The sequence below is a fragment of the Micromonospora sp. CA-259024 genome, assembly GCF_050936255.1.
Classification (GTDB): domain Bacteria; phylum Actinomycetota; class Actinomycetes; order Mycobacteriales; family Micromonosporaceae; genus Micromonospora.
Window position 1 is genome coordinate 2930518 of record NZ_JBNJND010000001.1, and the last position, 17850, is coordinate 2948367.

A 17850-nucleotide genomic window follows, 5' to 3' on the forward strand; every position below is an offset into this window, starting at 1 on the left:
AACATCGGGACAGGGTGCGCCGCATGCGGTCGCGTTCGTGCATGACCTGCTCGTGGAGGGCGAGCCGCCTTGATTCGGGCGGTTCCTACTGCCGAATCCCCTCGCCGCTGCCGTTGGATTGCCATGATCCTGCGGTTGCGGCTGTCGTCGCAGCGTTGTGATAGGTCGCAGCCGTCAGCCAGGCCACCGCAAGGGCGATGGAATCCTGCTGGTTCAAGCGGCCGAACGCGTCGCGGCTACGCCGGTGCCCCGTCCGCCGTAGTTCGCGCAGCACGGATGCGGCTGTCGGCAGTTGGGCGTCCAGGAGCGCCTGCGCGTCCCGGTCGACGTCCGGCACCAGCGCGGCGCGGCCAGCGGCGACAACCCGTTGCAGGTGGTGGGCGAGGAGATGCAGCGGCGGTTGCGGTTGGTCGGTGCCGGAAGGCTCCGTGGTTGCGGCGTCGGGTAGGTCGGCGCGCTGTAGCTGGTCGATACCTAGGTCGACGTGTCCGCCGAAGCGGTGCGGCAGCCAGGGCGCGGCAACGGCGAGACCGTGGACCTGGCGGGGTCCGTGGAAGCGTCCGATCATCCGTACCGGCATGGCGGTGGCGTGGGCGGCGAGCAGGCGCAGGTTCGCGACATACGGGAGCACCGGATCATCGTGTGGAGCGAGGACGATGACCGGCCCCGGCAGTTGCGCCGTCTGCAGGAGTAGACCTCGTTGGTCGGCGGTGAGGACGCCGTCGAGGAAGGCGAGGTCGTAACCGGCGGGCCGCTCGTGTTGGGCGAGGTCGAGGGCGTTCAGCCAGCGGGCGGCCTGTTCGGGGATCGGTTGCCGCCAGAGGGCGTCGGCTGGTTCTTCGTGCCAGGTGCGGCCTGTGGTTCGTACGGCCTGCACTGTCCTGCCGTGGCTGAGGCGCCGGTCGACGGACGCATGGGCGTTGATCACGATGACCCCGGCGCGGTCCAACTCCCGGTGGCTGATCGTCACGTCGCCAAGGTTCACGCTTGCCTGAGCGGCGTTGCGGGCTGTGTCGCCATCGCCGGGACGTGCCTGCGCCAGGCTCCAGATGGTCGCATCGCCGTCGGTCAGGTAGCTGATCGCGCCAACGTGCCCGGTGGTGGTGCGCAGCGGCTCGGTGCACAGCCCGTACAGGTGCAGATCGCCGACCGGGCCGTAGCCGCGCCGGCTCGTACCCCGGGCGGTTCGCTGGTCGCCGATGCCTCCACTCAGGAGGTGAGAGACGACGAGTGCCTCGCGCAGATCTTCGGTGAGGTCGGCCAGCCGGAACCCGGGGGTGCTCCGGCGGGCTGCGCGGAGTTGTTCAACCACTCTGGTCGCGGCTGTCGCCAGCCGGGGCAGTCCGATGGCGCGTGCCTGGTGGATGGCGCGGAGCAGGTCCGCCTGGGTCACCGCGCCGGCGCCTGCCATCCCGTGTTCGAGGATCTGCGCAACGACGTCGCGCACCTGGGTGGCGGCGGCCTTCTCGTCGGCGGTGGCGGACGGGGCGGCGGGATCGGGCGGGTCGGCTTCGGTGGTCACGACGGCCTCAGCGGTGGCCGCGTCCGATCGGGCTGCGGCCGCGTGGTGTGGGTGCGTGGTCAGGACGGGTGCGGCGCTGAGCACCGCGGCTCGGTGCAGGCAGCGTGGTGCGAGCAGGCAATTGCAGGCGGCTCCGTCCGCGGTCTCGACCGGGGTGGTGAGGGTGACGGTGACGTGGTCGTCGATGGTGATCGTCGCGCCAGAGTCGGACGTGGTGATGTCCCAGGTCGGCTGCTTCTCGATAGCCTGGTCGAGCTTGGAACGCAGCCGGGTGGGGAGGGCGGCGACGGCGTCGGCGACGACGTGTGGTGCGACGGCGGGCAGGCTCATCGGACCTGGTCTCCGATCCAGCGGGCCAGTTCGGTGGGGCTCAGCGCGGCGACGGGCATCCCGGCGGCCACGAGTTGCCCGGCGACGGCCGTGCTGTAGCGGGGTTGACCTCGGTCGTCGAGGCTGGCGCAGCCGAGCAGGGTCACCCCGTCGTCGGCGAGTGCCCGGACGGCGGCCAGTAGCCCGCCGATGGGATGTCCCTCTTCGAAGTCGCTGACGAGCACGACGAGGCTGCGGCTGGGGGTGGAGACGAGCTGCCGGGCGTAGCGCAGGGCGGTGGCGATGTGGGTGCCGCCGCCGACGCTGATCTCCAACAGCAGGCTGAGCGGGTCGGCGACCCGGTCGGTGAGGTCGACTACTTCGGTGGAGAAGGTGACGAAGTGGGTTCGTAGGGTCGTCACGCCGGCCAGGACGGACGCGGTCAGCGCCGCCCAGATCGTGGACGGTTCCATCGACCCGGATACGTCGACGAGGAGGATGATCTGCCAGTCGACGCTGCGTCGACCACGGCTGCGGAAAACGAACCGTTCGGGGCGGATTTGCGGTGCGCCACCCGAGTCGACGTGCGCCGTGTGCAGGTTGGCGTGCACGGTGGCGCCGAGGTCGAGGCGCCCGGTGGGTCGGCGGGTACGTCGTGGTGTGGCGAGCCCGGTCAGTGCTGGTCGGATCTGTCGGGCCAACTGCGTGGTCAGCTCGGTGACGAGCCTGGCGACGAGTGGGCGCAGTCGGTTGAGCCGCGCCTCGGGAAGCCCGCCGGCCAGCGCCAGGACGGTGTGCAGCAGTTCCACCGAGGGTCGGACGTCTTCGGGTGAGATGGTGAGCAGGGCGTCGGCACGTCCGCGTTCGGCGGCGCGAGCGAGCACCTCGTCGCGTACCGCGGCGCCGAACAGCGCTTCGAGGTCGTCGGCCCAGTCACGCACCTGCGGGTATGCGGGTTGTCGCCCACCGCCAGGTCCGGCGGCGGTGTGGGAGCCTTCTCCCCTGCCGCTGCCGTACAGCTCATCAAGAGCGGTAGCGAGCCGGCGGGCGTGCGGTGGCAGGTCGTCGGGGCGGCGGCCGAGCAGCAGCCGCCAGCGCTGCGCGGCGGGCAGCGTCTGCGGTCGGGAAGCCGGGTGGGGTTCTGCCGGGGGCGGTGGTGGAGCCGAGCACTCGGCGTTTCTGTCGCCTCCGCCCGCAGAGAGCCCGAGTGCGGTCAGGGCCTGCCGGCCGGACCGGTCGACGGCGAGCCATTCGGCGAGCAGGCTGGGTGCGACGCTCACCGTCGCGTCGACGTCGCCGATGCGGTGACGGACGGTGTCCAGAACACGGTCCCGGTCGGCGGGGCTCAACGCGTCGAAGCCGCCGCGCAGCGCTGGCAGCCGGCGGATGAAGTGGTCGTCGTCCCAGCCGTCGATGGTCTTCAGCAGCGGGGTCAGTGTGTCCCCACCGGCTTCGAGCAGGGCGCCGGCGAGGCTGAGCGCTCCGCGGAGTCGGTCGGTGCATTCTGCGGCCGGCATCTCGGACCAGGACGCCAGGACCACGCCGAACGCGTGGGGGGCGGCGAGGCCGAGCAGTACCTGGACGGCGTGGGCCGCTCCCCGCATCAGCGGTGATCCGTCGCGGGCGAGGCGGCTGACGGCGTGGCCGAGCCGCAGCAGGTGGCCGCTGTCGTCAGCGTGCCGGACAAGGTCGAGCAGCGCGCGGGCGTCCCCGAGGTCGGTGGATCCGGCGAGCCCGTCAATGGCGCGGACCGCCGCGGCGTGCAGCTGTGTCAGGTGCTCGTCGAGGCCAGCCGGTGGTGACGGGGTGGCGGGGATGTGCCCCCGGTGCAGCCGCTGGAGCAGTTGGCTGGCGGTGGCGAGTTCGGCGAGGGTGGCGGTGCCGGTCACGGCGGTGTGCAGGTCAGCGAGGCGGACGTCGACGGCGTCGGGTAGGCCGCAGGCGGCGGCGCGGGCGAGCCCAGCGACAGCTTGTGCGGCGGTGGGGCCGCCGTCGGCCACCTCTCGGCGGCGCCGGGTGTTCAGCATGCCGGCGGCGGCCTGGGCGAGGGTGACACCGTGTGGGCTGGCGGCGGCGAGCCCGGCGTCGGTGCCGGGCTGCCAGTGCAGCCGCCATCGGGTGGTGAGGGTTTCGGCAGTGGTGGTCTCGGCGGGCTCGGCATAGGGCACCTGGCAGGCGAGCAGTCGCTGCAGGGTGGCCTCTCGTCGCCGGTCGAGTGGGGTACGCAGTGGATCAAGGCGAACGGTGCGGGGCGGGTCACCGGGGCCGGGCAGGCGCAGCTCGTGCAGCAGAGCCGTGGTCGCGGGGGTCAGCCCGCAGACGGGTGTGTCCGGGCAGGGGTGACCGCGGTGCTGTCCGATCAGGGTGTGCTGCATGGCGGCGGCGACCGCTCGGCCCCGGCCGGCCGGGTCGCCCTGGGCGAGGACGGTCTGCAGCGCTTCGACGAGTTCACCGCGTCCGGCGGCGGGCAGGTTCCGCAGTCGGGCCAGATCGTGGGCGAGCCGGGTGATCTCGGCGGCCTCCGCCGGTCCCGTGGGGTGTCCCTGGTCCCGCAGGTGCCGGGTGATCTCGACGGCGAAACCGCGCAGGTGGGCGGCCAGCGCGCTGGGATCGGCGTGAGCATCGTGGACAGCCTGCTGCCAGCGAGGATCGCGGATCCCGGCGGGATAGCCGGATCGCACGTCGAGCAGGTCGAACGAGTACGGCACCAGAGAGATGACGGGGGTTCGTCGTGGCGCCTCGGCATCGGGTGTCGGTGGTGTGGTGGGTGCCGGGTGAGCGGGTGTGGTCAGGGCGGGGGCGTGGAAGGCGCCGACGACGACGGCGAGACGGCCGGAGGTCTCCGCGATCTGCTGCCGCATCCACGCCTCGCGCCGCTGATCGAGGGCGCCGATGCCGTCGGCGGCATCCTTGCGAAGCGCCCAGCCGACTGCCAGCGCCGACCGGCGTACCGCTTCGGGCGGTGAGCCGGGGGCCGCCGCCTCGACCCAGCGGTCCCACAGGTCGTCTCCGGTCCGACCGGTCAGGGTGGCACGCACGGTGTCGGCGTACCCGCTCACCTGCGGTTCGACGGCTGCCGGGCGTTCCTGCCACGCCGGGTCGCTCAGCGGAAGATCGCAGCAGTGGACCGGCACGCCTCGCCGTTGCGCCCACCGCAGCGCGGCCAACTCTGGGGAGAAGTCGGCGAACGGGTAGAAGGCGAGCGGGCCGCCCTCGTCAGCGTTGGCGGCGGCGAGGGCGACCGGCGCCTGGGTGTCGGGGTGCGCCAACCAGGTCAGCCACGGCTGCATGTCGGCGGGCAACTCGACCAGCACCGCGTCCGGGGCGGCCGCGTCCAGCAGGGCGGGAATCGCGGCGGCGAGCACCGGCGAGTGATGCCGCACTCCGATCAGCGCGACCCGGCCGGCGTCGGAGAGGCGTGCGACGGCGGCGCGCGGGTCGTCAGCGGTGCTGTCGTCAGTCACGCAGGACATCACGCTGTTCCCACAGCTGCCGCCACATCCGGCCGCCGGCCTCGGCGCGGCGGCGCAGGGCGCCGTCCCAGTACGCCAACAGCCGCGCGTGGTCGGCCGGGTCGTCCTTACGCACGACGCCCACCAGGTGCCCGGGGAGCAGGGACAACGGGTCCGGGCCGGGCAGGTAGGCGGTGGACAGGCCGATCGACGCGGCGACGGCGACCGCCTCGGCGGTGCTCATGACCGAGGACGGACGTTCCACCTCCCAGCCCTCGACGGTGCTGCCGGTGCGCAGATCGCGGAAGGCGGTCACCAGGGTCTCCAGCACCGCCTCGTCCACCGTGTACGCGGCGCCGACCCGTTCGACGGTGGCGCGGGCCTGCCGGGTGACGAGGGCGACCTCGGCGTCGAAGTCGGCGATCGGAGGCACCACCTCAAAGTTGAACCGCCGTTTCAACGCCGCGGACATCTCGGACACGCCCCGGTCCCGCAGGTTGGCCGTGGCGATGACGCAGAAGCCAGGAGACGCGTAGGCGACGGAGTCGTCGGGGAGTTCGGGCAGGACCAACCGACGGTCGGACAGGATCGACACCAGAGCGTCCTGCACCTCGGGCAGGCAACGGGTGATCTCCTCGACCCGGGCGACCGCGCCGGTGGTCATGGCGGTGAGCACCGGTGAGGGCACCAGTGCCTCCCGGGACGGTCCCTTGGCCAGCAGGAGCGCGTAGTTCCAGCCGTAGCGCATTTGTTCCTCGGTGGTGCCGGCCGTACCCTGCACGGCCAGGGCACTTGTGCCGCACACGGCGGCGGCGAGCAGCTCGGACAGCATCGACTTGGCGGTGCCCGGTTCACCGACGAGCAGCAGGCCCCGCTCACCGGCCAGGGTCACGACACACCGCTCGATGAGGGCCCGCTCCCCCACGAACTTCGGCGCGATGGTGACCTGCCGGCCGTCAGCGCCCGGCACCGGGCGGCCGGCGGAACCGGCGATGAACGTCACCACCGCTTGGGGGGTCAGCTGCCAGCCGGGCGGGCGGGGACCGCGGTCGGCGGCGGCCAGGAACGCCAGCTCGTCGGCGTACAGGTGCTCCGGCGGGTCGATCTGTCGGGCGTTCACGCCTTCTCCTGCAGGTCGAGGTAGCGAGGTTTGTCACCGGCGGTCACGCGATCCCATGCCGTGCGGAACAGCTCCGGCGTCGTGCGGGTGACCAGAGTCAACCCGTTGAGGAACAGGTACAGCGGCTGCTTCCAGCTCTCCATGGGTGGGGTGGGGTTCTTCGCCGCAAGCCAGCCGCCGGGCAGGAAGACGCCACGGCCGGCACGTTCCCGCTTGCCTGCCACCACCAGTCCGGAGTCGAGCAGAGCCGCCTGGGCGTGCTTGAGGGTGGCGGGCTTCCACGCGTTCCAGGTCCGCACGTTGACGTCGGTGGGGTTCGGCAGGGCGAGCAGCTGCAGGTAATAGCCGGCCGGGTCCCGGTCGAGGCCGGTGTGAGTTGCGACGGCGTCGACCAGGTCGGGTGCGCTGACCCGGGGGTCGCGGTGTTCTCCGCTGGCGCCGTCAGGGGTGGACAGCACGGCGGCGATGTCCGGTGAGAGCACCAGCCGCAGCGTGTCCGCGACCGGGCCGGGGATGAAGCTGACCGCCGGGTCCTGCGGTCCGCTGAGGCGGGCCGGGGCGAGGTGGTGCACGACCATGTCCCGGAAAGCGTGCCCGGCCACCAGCGCCGGTCCCACCTGGGGTGGCTCGTCCACCTCGTGTCGTCCGGCGCCGATCAGCAGCCGTGGGTTGCGCAGCCGCTGCCGCAGCAGCTCCAACGCCCGAGGTAGAGCATCACGCATCGGGTCACCCCACGGCAGCTGGTAGGCCAGCCACAGCAGTGCCACCGTGCACCCGTACAGGTGGTTGCCGTCGAACGGGGTTCCGCTCGTGGTGGTGGTCTCTAGCCGGCCCCAGTCGCCGGGCTGGCTTTCGCCGTCGGTGGTCAGCCAGCTTCCAGGTGCCGGGTTGGCTATCGTCTGCAGGATGTCGGCCGCTCGGTTTGTGGGCAGGACGCGGGTGGCGTCGGCGAGCAGTTGCTCGCCGATGACGACGCGGGCGCCGCGCAGTGCCAGCCAGGCCATGGCGAGGCGGTCGACGTCCGGGCCCTTCCGCCACAGATCGGCCGGGTCCTGCGGCATCGCCGCGTCCACCAGCGCGATCCGGTGCCCGTATGACAGGGACTTCAACGCGTCGCGGGCTGTGCGCGCCTGGGTGCTGTTCACCCCGAGGATGCGCCGTTGGTCGGCGGTGAGGAAGTTCGCCTGCCAGTCGTCGATGCCGGGAAGGCCAGCCAGCAGGAGAGCGGCTTCCGCTCGCGTCATGCCGGTGCGTTGCACCAGGTCGTCGACGCAATCGGCGCGCCATGGGGGCGGGCCTTGCTCGGCGAGCAACCGGCAGAACGCCCTGATGCGATCAGCGCCGCGCCAGCCCGCCGCGACGGTTTCCGCCTCAACCGTGGCGCCGGACGGCGGGGTGAACCGCCCGCTCGGAGACAGCTGCACGGCCGTGCGGCGCCACTGCTTGCTCCGCCCGGCGTACCAGGTAGGGCCGCGTTCTGGCAGCAGCACTGTGACCTGCGCACCGTCGCGTTGAATGACCCGGTGGCTTTCCGGAGGTTCCTCGTCCCACGTCACGGTGAGCACCCGCACCGCCTGTGCCGGGTCGGTCAAAACGGTACCGGCCAGGGTGGACAGCAATTGGGTCAGCGCTGGGCGGTCCTGCTCATTGGTGACCGGTGCGGCGGCGCGGACGGCCAGGGCGCCGAGTCCGCCGAGGGCATCCACCCACGTCGGGCTGGCCTGCGGTACGTCCTCGACCGTTCCGGCCGCGAGGAGGTCGGCGACCGCGGTAACCTGCCGAAGGACCTCCCGCCGCGTCTGGGCGCTGCCGCTGTAGTAGGTGAACCGTTCCGCCGGCAACAGCCCGGACCAGGCGGTGCGCAGCACATCATCGGCGATGGCTTCGACCGTGCCCTCGTCGACCGGTTCGGCCGCCAACAGCTGCGGCAGCCCTTTCAGCCGCCGTTGCAGCCGTACCGCGCGCACCACCTTCTCCGCGAGGGCGGTGCGGAGCACCGGGTCGGTCACCTGCGTCAGCACCTCGGTGACGATGGCCAGCGCCACCGCGTTGATCTCGGTGGACTTCGTGACGGTGTCGCCGATTGCCATCAACCGGGCCGCATCGGCGGCGTCGAGCCGTCGCAGCCGGGCTGAGCCCGGCACATCGCGCGGGCCCAGCGCGTGCCACCAGGCCAACGGCGGAAGATGCCGGGATGGTCGGCACCGGTCCACCGGCTCTCGGCCATCGGCACTCCACACGGTCAGCTCCAACTCAGCCCGGTGATGGGGCCGCCCGGTCACCGGTAGCACGACGTCGCTGCCCGGTAGCCGGAGGCCGGCAACCAGCGCGTCGCCGTGGAACGGGTTGGGGCTGGCCCGGACCGCGCTCGAATGCCAGGACACCCGCCGTCCGTCGATCCCCTCCCCCACCTGTGTGCCGTCCGGCAGGCGGGTCACCCGCCACCCGACCAGCCCGTCGCGCCAGCCCAGCGGCGACGAGGTGAACTGTGCCGGTGCCGGCCGCAACTCGCACAGGTCAGCGAGGAGGGTCGCGCCCGGGGGCAGGTCGGCGGCGAAGAACGCGGGCAGGCTGTATCGGCCGCCCTCGCCCGTCGCCGGGTCGTACTCGCGCCAGCGCCGCTCGTCGGCCATCGGGTCGGTGGGCGGTTCGCACCGCCAGAACGAGATGCCGTCACAAGCGACCGGATGCGTCGCGGCCGGACTGCGGGTGTCCCCGGCGTGCCAGGGCCGACTGCCCGTGGTCATCGCGCCGTCGGGCAGCGGCAACGGCAACGACCGGCGGCCCCACAGGGCGTGGTCCGTCGGTTGGCCCGGCTCGACCAGCACGTCCGGGTCGGCCGACCAGTAGCCGACAAGCCGGCCGCTGGTGCTGTGCCAGGTGACCAGGAGTTGCCCATTGACCAGCCGGCAGGTGGTCTCGGTGTAGGAGTTGCGCGCGTGTGGGCTGTCCGAGGGCGGATACCGGAAGATGTGTTCGCTGGTCGGGACGTCGACGTCGATGACGTGCGCCGTCCGATTGTCATGCACCACCAGCTGCGGCCAACCGTCGCCGAAGCGTCGGCCGAGCTTGTCCTCGGCCACCTGCTCATAGGCCGGCCAGGACAACTCCGCGACCAAGCCGGCCCGCAGTGACCGGGCGAGTACCGCAGGCACGTCGACCCTCGCCAAGGCGCTGAACGCGTCCGGTGCCAACGCCGCACCGGCGGGCGACCACACGGCCGCGAGCTGGGACAGCGCCTCGTCCAAGCCGATCAGGGTACCCCCCGGCACCCGGGCAGCGCGTTCGACGAGCAGCTCGGACAGCACCTCCCGCAGACCGGCCGTTCCCAGCGTCTCAGTGACCAACCGCGCCGGCAGTGGCCCCGACCCCTGCCTGTTGTGCAGCTCCGACAGGGCGTCGGCGGCCCCCCGCGCCAACAGGACCCGACATCTGGGATCGGCGGCCACGGCGCGTAGGTCCCGCCGGCCGGGGCCGACGTCGTGCACCCAGGGGGACACGTTGAATGCACCGTTGTCGGTGTCGATCACCACCGGCACCCCGCCAGCCAGGCACACGTCGAGAACGTCCAGGTCGGCCCGGTGAGCGAAGTCGCTCCACAACTTCACCGGCAGGCCCTCCGCCCGCAGCCGAGGCACCAGGTCCGCCACGACGCGGATGAGCCGCTCACAACGACGCCGGCTGCGCCGTTCCCGCAGCGCCATCAGCCGCTCCAGCCACCGCGCCGCGGACACCGTCGCCGCCTCGTCACGCAGCAGATCGAGCGTGCCTGCCGCGTCCAGCAGCTCCAGCCAGAAGTCGGTGACGTCGGTGGACCAACCGGGCGGCTCGGGGAAGATCTCCACCAACCGCACGCGCACCGCCGGGTCATGCCTGGCCAGCCGCATCAGGGGTTTGCGGTACGCCTTCCACACCGCCTCGCTCGAGCGGGTCATCGCGGGGAACGCCAGCAACTGCCGGATCACCGCCTCGGCCTGCTCCTCGACGTCCACGCCGGCCACCTTCGCCAGCCGCCGCAGATCCTCCGCCATCCCGGCGTACGGCGGCAGCCCGCCAGCGACGCGACGAACGGCCAGGGTCCGCACCAGCTCGTACGCCTCGGGCGCCGGCCGCCGCGTCGCGACCGCGCGGGAATACTCGGTCAGCATCTTCGCCGTCAGCGCACCGGCGAAGGCGAACTCCAGATGCACCTCCCGCAGCCGCTCCTCGTCCACCGGCAGCCCGTGCACCTGTTCGGCCCGTCGGGCCTCGGCGAAGCAGCCGCCGGCCATCCGGGAGTTGTCGGCGGCGCGGAACGCCCGCCCGGCTTCCTCCCAGAACGTCGGCAGGAAATGCGGCGCCGCCGCACCCAGCCGGGCAGCAAGCTGCTGATAACCCTCGCGGGCATTACCCGGCTTGGAAGCGGCGGCTCGGGCAAGCCGCGCCATGTCCTTGACCATCGCCAGCGCGTGCCGACCATTCGCCGGATCATTGATCAAAGCCCAGGCCGGGAACCCGAGCGACTGCCGCCGGGCCGTGCCCACCGGCGTCGGTTCGGCGGTACGGCTGAAACCGAGGAACTCCATCGACAGGTCCTCAGCCTCGCCCAGGGTCGCCCCGGCCAGACGGACGACGGTGCGACCGGTGAGCGCCGGATGGGTGTAGCGACGCGCGGTCACCACATCACGTTCGGTCTGCGCCTCACCGCCAGGCAGGATCGCCCCCGCCTCCAACAGCGCCTCATTCACGCCCGCTCACCGTCCTCGTCGACAACCCGTCCGGCGTGAAGATTCGCCGCCATCCGCATTCCTTCCGACCACGCCACCGGCCCCACAGCCACCGACGCCACCGCCTCCCCCTCCGGATCGGTGAAATAGAGCGGGCCGATCTCGGTTTCGTACAGCGGATCGCCCTCGCCGATCCACACCGACGCGACCATCGGGACGCCGTCCTCCCACACCCGCACCGAGGCAGCGCCACCCTGCACGCGGTAGCCCGCCGACGTCGCCCGCGCCTGCACGTGGCGCAACTCCTTGTAGCGGGCCCCGGCGTATCGGGACAGTTCGCGCCGCCGTTCGTCGTGTGACTCCGGCCGCGCCCACACCTCCCGGAACAGCTGCAGCGTTTCCTGCCGCACCTCCAGGTCCGCAGCGAACTCCCGCAGATCTGCCAGATCAGGCAGGCGAACCGGGTGCGGCAGGACGACCTGCACGGCGGTGAGCCGGCCGCTCTCGCCGTCCAGGTCCACCACACCGAGACCCTTCTCGGGGTCCGCGTCACGCAGCAGCCCCGCGCGGTCGGTGTCCCATCGCCCCGCACCGTCGATCGGCACGACGACCAGATCACGCAGCGCCGTCCGCCACGCGTCGTCTGCCCACACCTCACAGATCACACTGGTCGGCACGGGCAGCGACCGCACCATCCACTGCTCAACCTCCCGCCGGCAGGAAACCTCGTGCCGCTTCAACCACTCCGAGAGCTGCCGCAAGCCGACGACCACGTCGGTGTCACGCAACGCCTTCGGTAGGCCTTTGAGCAGCCTGCCCTGGCGGTTACGCGCGATCACCTTCCCGCGTTCCAGGCTCACCTCATAGTCGGCACCGGCCGCCAGCCAGCCCATGTTGATCTCCTCCCGCCGAGCAGTGAGCGGGATTCTGCCACCCGCGACTGACACTCGAGATCACCGTCCGCGGGGGTGCAGCCGGAGTTCGAGTGCGCAGGCCACTGTCTCCGATGGCGGTGACCCCACCTTCTACGGATACCTGCCGGCAGAGCATCTCCACAGTCTGATGACCAGCTACTTTTCCCGGCCGGGTGCTTGACTGGATGCTCGAATACGCCGGACGCACCGACGCGGTCGTGATCTATCGGACTGCCCCAACATGGCCCGCGACTTCCTCGACGTCGATGCCGCCATCAGCAGTGGCCGGTACACCTCGACCAGCTGTGCGAACTCGCGCACACCGCCGACGCCTGGCGCGCGTTCCCGCATCGCAGTGACGGACAGGTCGGGTCCTTCATCGGACGTCATCCCAGGCCATCGAGCTCATCCTCCAGCCGGCGGGCGTCCGGACGAACTGGGTGGTCTTGTGGCCGGAGCCCTCGAACCACTCGCCGTCGAGGACACCGGACTTGCGGTAGTGGCTGAACCGGTGCGCGACCGACCCGAAGATCTCGGTGCGCTCGGCGACTTCCCATTCGGAGAACTCAGTCAACGTCCCGTCGGTGAGGATCTTCTCCCGAGGCGCGATGAACGAGTCGAGGTCGTAGATCACGGGTTCGGCCCCGACGTTCATGATGATCGTCCCTTGTGGAATGAACACCTCACGGATAACGTCGACGTCCGGCCCGCTGCCGCCGGTGTTGGTGAACGCGCCGAGAAAGGTGCGCATCAGCTGGTCGAGCTCGACCTTGACGTCGGCACCTCCTCCAGGCTGGGTGGATTCAGGCCATTCGGTGGCGAGCACGGACCAGATCTGCTTGTCGCGCCGGAGCCCGCCGGTGCCCGGATTGTATTGCCGCAGCGTGCCGTCGAGGCTCATACCAAGCCTCTTGGCCACGTTGATGCTGCGGGTGTTGTCGGGCAGGGTGCACCACTCAGCGCGGGCCAGGCCGCGTGTTTGGAAGGCCCAGTCGATCATCATGCGGACTACCTGGGTGATCAGCCCTTGTCCCTCCGCGGCAGGCTCGAGCCAGCAGCCGATCTCGCACACCCCGAGGGCGGGGTCGAAGCTGACGAACATGGTGCCACCGACCAGGGTGTTGTCTAGCCAGATGCCGTAGAGGCGCTGCCGGTCGGCGGCCTGGCCGTCGGCGTAGCGCTGGAGCACCGCTCGCGCGGCGTCGAGGTCGGACGCGACGAAGCTCGCGCCCACCCAGGGTGCGATGTGCGTGCGGGCGCGGTCCAGGTGGGCCAGGAACTCCTCGGCGTGCTGCGGCTCGAGCGCCCGCAGCTCGGCATTGTCGCGCAGCGCGGTGGCGAACACGGAACCTCCATTTGCATAACGGATGTTGTGTGAACGTATCCTGTCGGCATGCCACGCCGCAAGGGAGATCACGATGCACGCCGCCGCGACGTGTCCGGGGCCGTGTGGCGGGTGCTGGCCGCGCACGGGTTTGGCGGCCTGACGCTGCGCGCGGTCGCGGCCGAGATGGGAGCGACGACCGGCCTGCTCACGCACTACTTTCCGCACAAGAAGGACCTGGTCGCGCATGCGTTGACGTTGCTGGACGAGCACCGTGCGGCACGGCCGAGGCGCATCGCACCCGAGCCCGAGGGGCTCGCCGCATTACGGGCGACACTGATGGACATCCTTCCGTTGACGCCGCAGGCCGCTGCGGACAATCGGATCTGGGTCAGTTCGTGGGACGCCGCGCTGGCTGACCCGGACCTCGCGGTCGGGCACGCGGCCCGCTATGCGCGCTCGCGCGAGCGGATCCGCCACCATGTGCAGGCGGCACAACGCCTCGGGGAGCTGCCACCGTATGATCCGGACGATATCGCGGCGGCTGTCCAGTCTTTCGCGCTCGGCCTCATCGTGCAGGCGCTGTTCGGCGCGGAGGAGTTCCCGCCCGAGCGGCAGATCCACCTCCTGGACGGCTACCTGGCCACGCTCGCCACCACAGACCCGCCTGCCGCGCGATGATCGCGCAGCGCCTGCAGGTCCAGACGGCACAGAAATTCCCGTGCCGGTGTAGCACGGCGATGGCTAGTGCCCTGACCAGAAACGTTGACGGTGTCGGTCAAGGCACTAGGCTCCCCTGATGCGTCCGGAAGCCGTTCTCGAACAGGCCAACTGGCGGGCACTGGCACACAGCCACGGGCCAGCCTGGCCGGAGACGCCGCGACTCCTAGCGGGGTTGTTGACCGGTGACCGTGACGACGCGCGGCGGGCTCTCTCCCACCTGTGGGAGGAGTTGTTTCACCAGGGCACTATCTACGAGGCGACCCCCGCGGCGGCCCGGTTCGTCGCCGTGGCGCTGGCCGACCCGCGGGTCCGGGCCCAGCCCGGCCCCACCCGCGAATATGGTGACGGACCGCTGCGGGCCGCACTGCTGCTCTGGCTGTCCCGGCTCGGATACGCGATGGGTGTCCAGTGGCGGGAATGGTTCGGCGATGACGCCGCCGGCGGCGAGAACGTCGGCGGCCCGCTCCGCCCGATGCGGCCGCGACTCTACGCCGTGGTGACCGCCTGCCTCGACGATCCCGACGAGAACGTGCGCGACGCCGCCCTCATCGCCGCCGTGAACCTGGCCTCCGCACCCGAACTCACCCCGCACCGCGCCGCCCTGTCCGCCCGCGTCCGAGCCGCCATCGCCGCCGACCCGCACTGGCGTCACACCGAAACCGCGGTGCTCAACCTGCGTCACTGGGGTGAGCACGACCTTCGTTGGACGGAGCCCGCGATACCGGCCTACGAGCCGCGGCAGGGCACCTACGATGACGCCCCTTTCTAGTGCCCTAACCAGAAACGTGCACGGCGTTGGATGACACGCCGCTCGACCTGCGGGTTGGGTGGTGTGGCTGCGTTCAGGCTGGACGGGTGGCAGAACCCGTGCGTGTGCGGCGGCTGTCTGACCTGGAGGGTCAGCAGATGTTGAAGATCATTCGACGTGGGACGGGTTCGGCGATCCGGCTGCGGCGGGCGATGGGTGTGCTTGCCTCCGCTGGTGGGAACACCGTGCCGGCGATCGCACGTCTCGTCCAGGCCGGGCCGGGAGGGGGCGTCGTCGCCCCCTCCCGGGAAACCCGCGGTCCTACTTTCCGGACTCGTAGAGCGCCGTCACCTCGGCGGCGCTCAGCGCGCGGTCGTAGACGTGCACCTGGTCGATCGTGCCGTCGAAGTAGTCGACGGGGTTGCCGCCGAACTTGCCGCGGCCGATGACCAGGGGCCCGGTGGAACCGTCGCCGAGGCAGGCGCTCGCCTGCCCGGCGAGTTGCCCGTCAACGTAGAGGCGCAGCTGGCCCGTCGCCGCGTCCCGGACACCGACGAGGTGGTACCACTGCCCGGCGACCGGGCTGGTCGGCGCGAGGGCCCGCACCCCGGCGAAGCTCATCGCGAACCGTCGGTCAGCGCCCGAGTACTGCAGGTAGAAGGCGCTGTTCGAGGCGCCGTCCTGGCTCACCACCGTCTGGAAGGCGCCACCCGCGCTGTCGAGCCGCACCCACGCCGAGGCCGAGTAGCTGGCGGTGGTGTCGAGGATGGTCCTGTCGGTGTCGACGTACTGGTTGCTGCCGTTGAACAGCAGGCCCGAACCCGTCTTGCCGGCCGTCCAGGTGGGCCCGGCGACCAGCCGGCCGTTATTGTTGCCCGCCTCGTCGTTGGCCGTGTCGCCGGCATTCTCGTCCAGCGGCCAGTAGCCGACTCCGGTGAGGCCGGGCGTGCCGGGCGGCGGCGGAGGAACGTTCGCGCCGGTACCGTCGGCCGAGCGGATGACCGCCTCGTTCACCGCGCGCACCTGGTCGAAGTCCATCTTCTCGACGCGGCGGTCGTAGGTGAAGAAGCCGTTGACCTCGTGCTCGACGTCGGTGATCTGGGTGTAGACGCCGGCCGAGACCCCGCAGGTGTTCGCTATGCGCAGCAGGTCGCGCTGGTTCTCCACGTACCGTCGGGTCAGCGTTTCGGAGTCCGGCGCCATCCAGTACGCGCCGCCCTCGCCGAACCACATGTGACCGTCGACCTCGAGGCCCATTCCGCCGTGCTCTCCGTCGACGGCCACCCGGCCGGCGGTGGGCAGTGGCGACGCCGGACCGAGGTACTGGTGGTGGTCGATGATGTCCCCGCGTCCGGAGTCACCAAGGGAATCGCAGCAGTTCACGCCGCTGTGCGCGTTGACGAGCCGGGTCGGGTCCTGCTGCTTGACCGAGTCGGCGATGCGGCCGGTCGCGCCCCGGTCCCACTCACCCCAGCCCTCGTTGAACGGCACCCACACCACGATCGACGGATGCGCGGCGTGTTCCCGGATCATCTCGCCGAGCTCGGATTCCCACTGCCGCTGCCACTCGACCGTCGGGCGGCCGGGCTTCGTCGCGGGCATGTCCTGCCACACCATCAGCCCCAGCCGGTCCGCCCAGTAGTACCAGCGGCCGGGCTCGACCTTGATGTGCTTGCGGACGGTGTTGAAGCCGAGCACCTTGTGCTGCTCCAGGTCGAAGCGCAACGCATCGTCCGTCGGTGCGGTGTTCAGCCCGTCGGGCCAGAAGCCCTGGTCGAGGGTGGACATGTGGAACAGGATCTTGCCGTTCAACGTCATGCGAAGCTTGCCGTCGGCGCCCTTCGCCTTGCCGATCTCGCGCATCCCGAAGTAGGAGCCGACCTCGTCGACCCGCTTGCGGCCGTCGAACAGGCGTACCCGGAGGTCGTAGAGGAAAGGCGAGTCGGGCGACCACAGCTTGGGCTTGGCGATGGGTATCGTCAGGTCGGTCCCGGCCGGACCGGAGACGCGCGCGACGGCCTTGCGTCCGTCGTACGCCACGGCCTCGACGGTGAGGCCCTCGGCCCCGGATGTGGGGTTCGCGCGCAACCGCAGGGACTTGTCGCCCAGGTCGGGCGTCAGGTTAAGCGAGTCGATGGCACCCGTGGCCGAGACGGGCTCCATCCAGACCGTCTGCCAGATGCCGGAACTGCCCTGGTAGAAGATGCCCCGGTCGCCGACCCGGCGCTGTTTGCCGATCGGCTGGAACGTCGCGTCGGTCAGGTCCTCGGCCCAGACGATCAGCTCCTGCTGCCCGCCGGGCCGCAGTGCGTCGGTGACATCGGCGTCGAAGCCGTCGTAGCCGCCCCGGTGCGTCGCCACCTGGTGGCCGTTGACCCACACCTTCGAGTCGTAGTCGACCGCGCCGAAGTGCAGCACCAGGCGCTGGCCCCGGCCGACCTGCCACCGCTCGGGCACGATGAAGGTCCGGCGGTACCACATCCGGTCCTCGTGCCGTTGGATGCCGGAGAGGGCCGACTCGATGGGGTAGGGCACCAACACCCGCTCGGCCAGCTGCTCGCCGACCGGCGGAGCCTCGCCGGCGGCCGCACCGGCGAACTCCCACACGCCGTTGAGGTTCTGCCAGCGGGACCGGGTCAGCTGCGGCCGCGGATATTCGGGCAGCGCGTTGGTGGGTGAGACGTCATCCGTCCACGGCGTGGAGAGCGGCGGTGTTCCCTTCGTCCAACCGGTGTCGGCGCCGGGTTGGGGCGCGGCGGTCGCGGCGGTCGGCGCTGTGGTCGCGACCAGGACGGCCGCGGTGGCGAAGGCGAGGAATGGCCAGCGTCGGCTGGAGGCGCGTCGGGTCATACGGTCGGCCCTTCGGGAGTGCGGACGGGGGCGGCGGCTGCCAGTGGTGCGCTCCGAGGGTGGGCGGCCGGGTCACTGGTCGACGTTCCCGGGGCGGGACGTGTCCGCGGCCAGATCCCATCACGCGCAGGTCACGGCTGAACACATTCCAACGTTGTTCCGGCAGCGATGTCAATAGATAT

Annotated in this window: 8 protein-coding genes and 1 pseudogene; 2 read left to right on the plus strand and 7 right to left on the minus strand. The window is 71.1% G+C overall.

Going from position 1 to position 17850, the window contains the following annotated elements; all coding sequences use genetic code 11:
• Positions 1 to 85 precede the first annotated feature (85 nt).
• From ACQEUX_RS12725 to ACQEUX_RS12750, 6 genes and pseudogenes are all read right to left on the minus strand, one after another.
• Positions 86 to 1852: a hypothetical protein gene (locus tag ACQEUX_RS12725; RefSeq protein WP_433046065.1), complete on the minus strand. Its 1767-nt coding sequence runs from the start codon at positions 1850 to 1852 to the stop codon at positions 86 to 88.
• Positions 1849 to 5295 carry a DUF5682 family protein gene (locus tag ACQEUX_RS12730; RefSeq protein WP_433046068.1) on the minus strand — a complete coding sequence of 1149 codons (3447 nt, stop codon included), beginning with the start codon at positions 5293 to 5295 and terminating at the stop codon, positions 1849 to 1851. Before ACQEUX_RS12730 ends, ACQEUX_RS12725 begins: the two co-directional genes overlap by 4 nt.
• Positions 5288 to 6403 carry an ATP-binding protein gene (locus ACQEUX_RS12735; RefSeq protein ID WP_433046071.1) on the minus strand — a complete coding sequence of 372 codons (1116 nt, stop codon included), beginning with the start codon at positions 6401 to 6403 and terminating at the stop codon, positions 5288 to 5290. The genes ACQEUX_RS12730 and ACQEUX_RS12735 overlap by 8 nt, the downstream gene beginning before the upstream one ends.
• Entirely contained in the window at positions 6400 to 11130 is a 4731-nt protein-coding gene (locus ACQEUX_RS12740) for a hypothetical protein (RefSeq protein WP_433046074.1), read from the minus strand. The genes ACQEUX_RS12735 and ACQEUX_RS12740 overlap by 4 nt, the downstream gene beginning before the upstream one ends.
• Positions 11127 to 12002, minus strand: coding sequence for a DUF4132 domain-containing protein (locus ACQEUX_RS12745; RefSeq protein ID WP_433046077.1), 876 nt, complete (start codon positions 12000 to 12002; stop codon positions 11127 to 11129). Before ACQEUX_RS12745 ends, ACQEUX_RS12740 begins: the two co-directional genes overlap by 4 nt.
• A gap of 829 nt (positions 12003 to 12831) precedes the next feature.
• Positions 12832 to 13368: pseudogene (locus ACQEUX_RS12750) on the minus strand (GNAT family N-acetyltransferase); the annotation flags it as partial.
• Positions 13369 to 13416: 48 nt separating this feature from the next.
• Here ACQEUX_RS12750 and ACQEUX_RS12755 point away from each other — a divergent pair.
• The gene (locus ACQEUX_RS12755) at positions 13417 to 14028 is read left to right on the plus strand and encodes a TetR/AcrR family transcriptional regulator (RefSeq protein WP_433046080.1); all 612 of its coding nucleotides are present in this window, start codon (positions 13417 to 13419) and stop codon (positions 14026 to 14028) included.
• Between the two features lie 118 nt (positions 14029 to 14146).
• A complete protein-coding gene (locus ACQEUX_RS12760; RefSeq protein WP_433046083.1) occupies positions 14147 to 14839 on the plus strand; it encodes a hypothetical protein in 693 nt (230 codons plus the stop codon).
• Between the two features lie 300 nt (positions 14840 to 15139).
• Here ACQEUX_RS12760 and ACQEUX_RS12765 read toward each other — a convergent pair whose 3' ends face one another.
• A complete protein-coding gene (locus ACQEUX_RS12765; protein WP_433046086.1) occupies positions 15140 to 17668 on the minus strand; it encodes a LamG-like jellyroll fold domain-containing protein in 2529 nt (842 codons plus the stop codon).
• Between the last annotated feature and the right edge of the window lie 182 nt (positions 17669 to 17850).

Excerpts from the sequence above, each read along its gene's own strand:
- ACQEUX_RS12755 (WP_433046080.1), top strand. The coding sequence starts at position 13,417 with ATGCCACGCCGCAAGGGAGATCACGATGCACGCCGCCGCGACGTGTCC.
- ACQEUX_RS12725 (WP_433046065.1), bottom strand. The coding sequence starts at position 1,852 with ATGAGCCTGCCCGCCGTCGCACCACACGTCGTCGCCGACGCCGTCGCC.
- ACQEUX_RS12745 (WP_433046077.1), bottom strand. The coding sequence starts at position 12,002 with ATGGGCTGGCTGGCGGCCGGTGCCGACTATGAGGTGAGCCTGGAACGC.
- ACQEUX_RS12765 (WP_433046086.1), bottom strand. The coding sequence starts at position 17,668 with ATGACCCGACGCGCCTCCAGCCGACGCTGGCCATTCCTCGCCTTCGCC.
- ACQEUX_RS12760 (WP_433046083.1), top strand. The coding sequence starts at position 14,147 with ATGCGTCCGGAAGCCGTTCTCGAACAGGCCAACTGGCGGGCACTGGCA.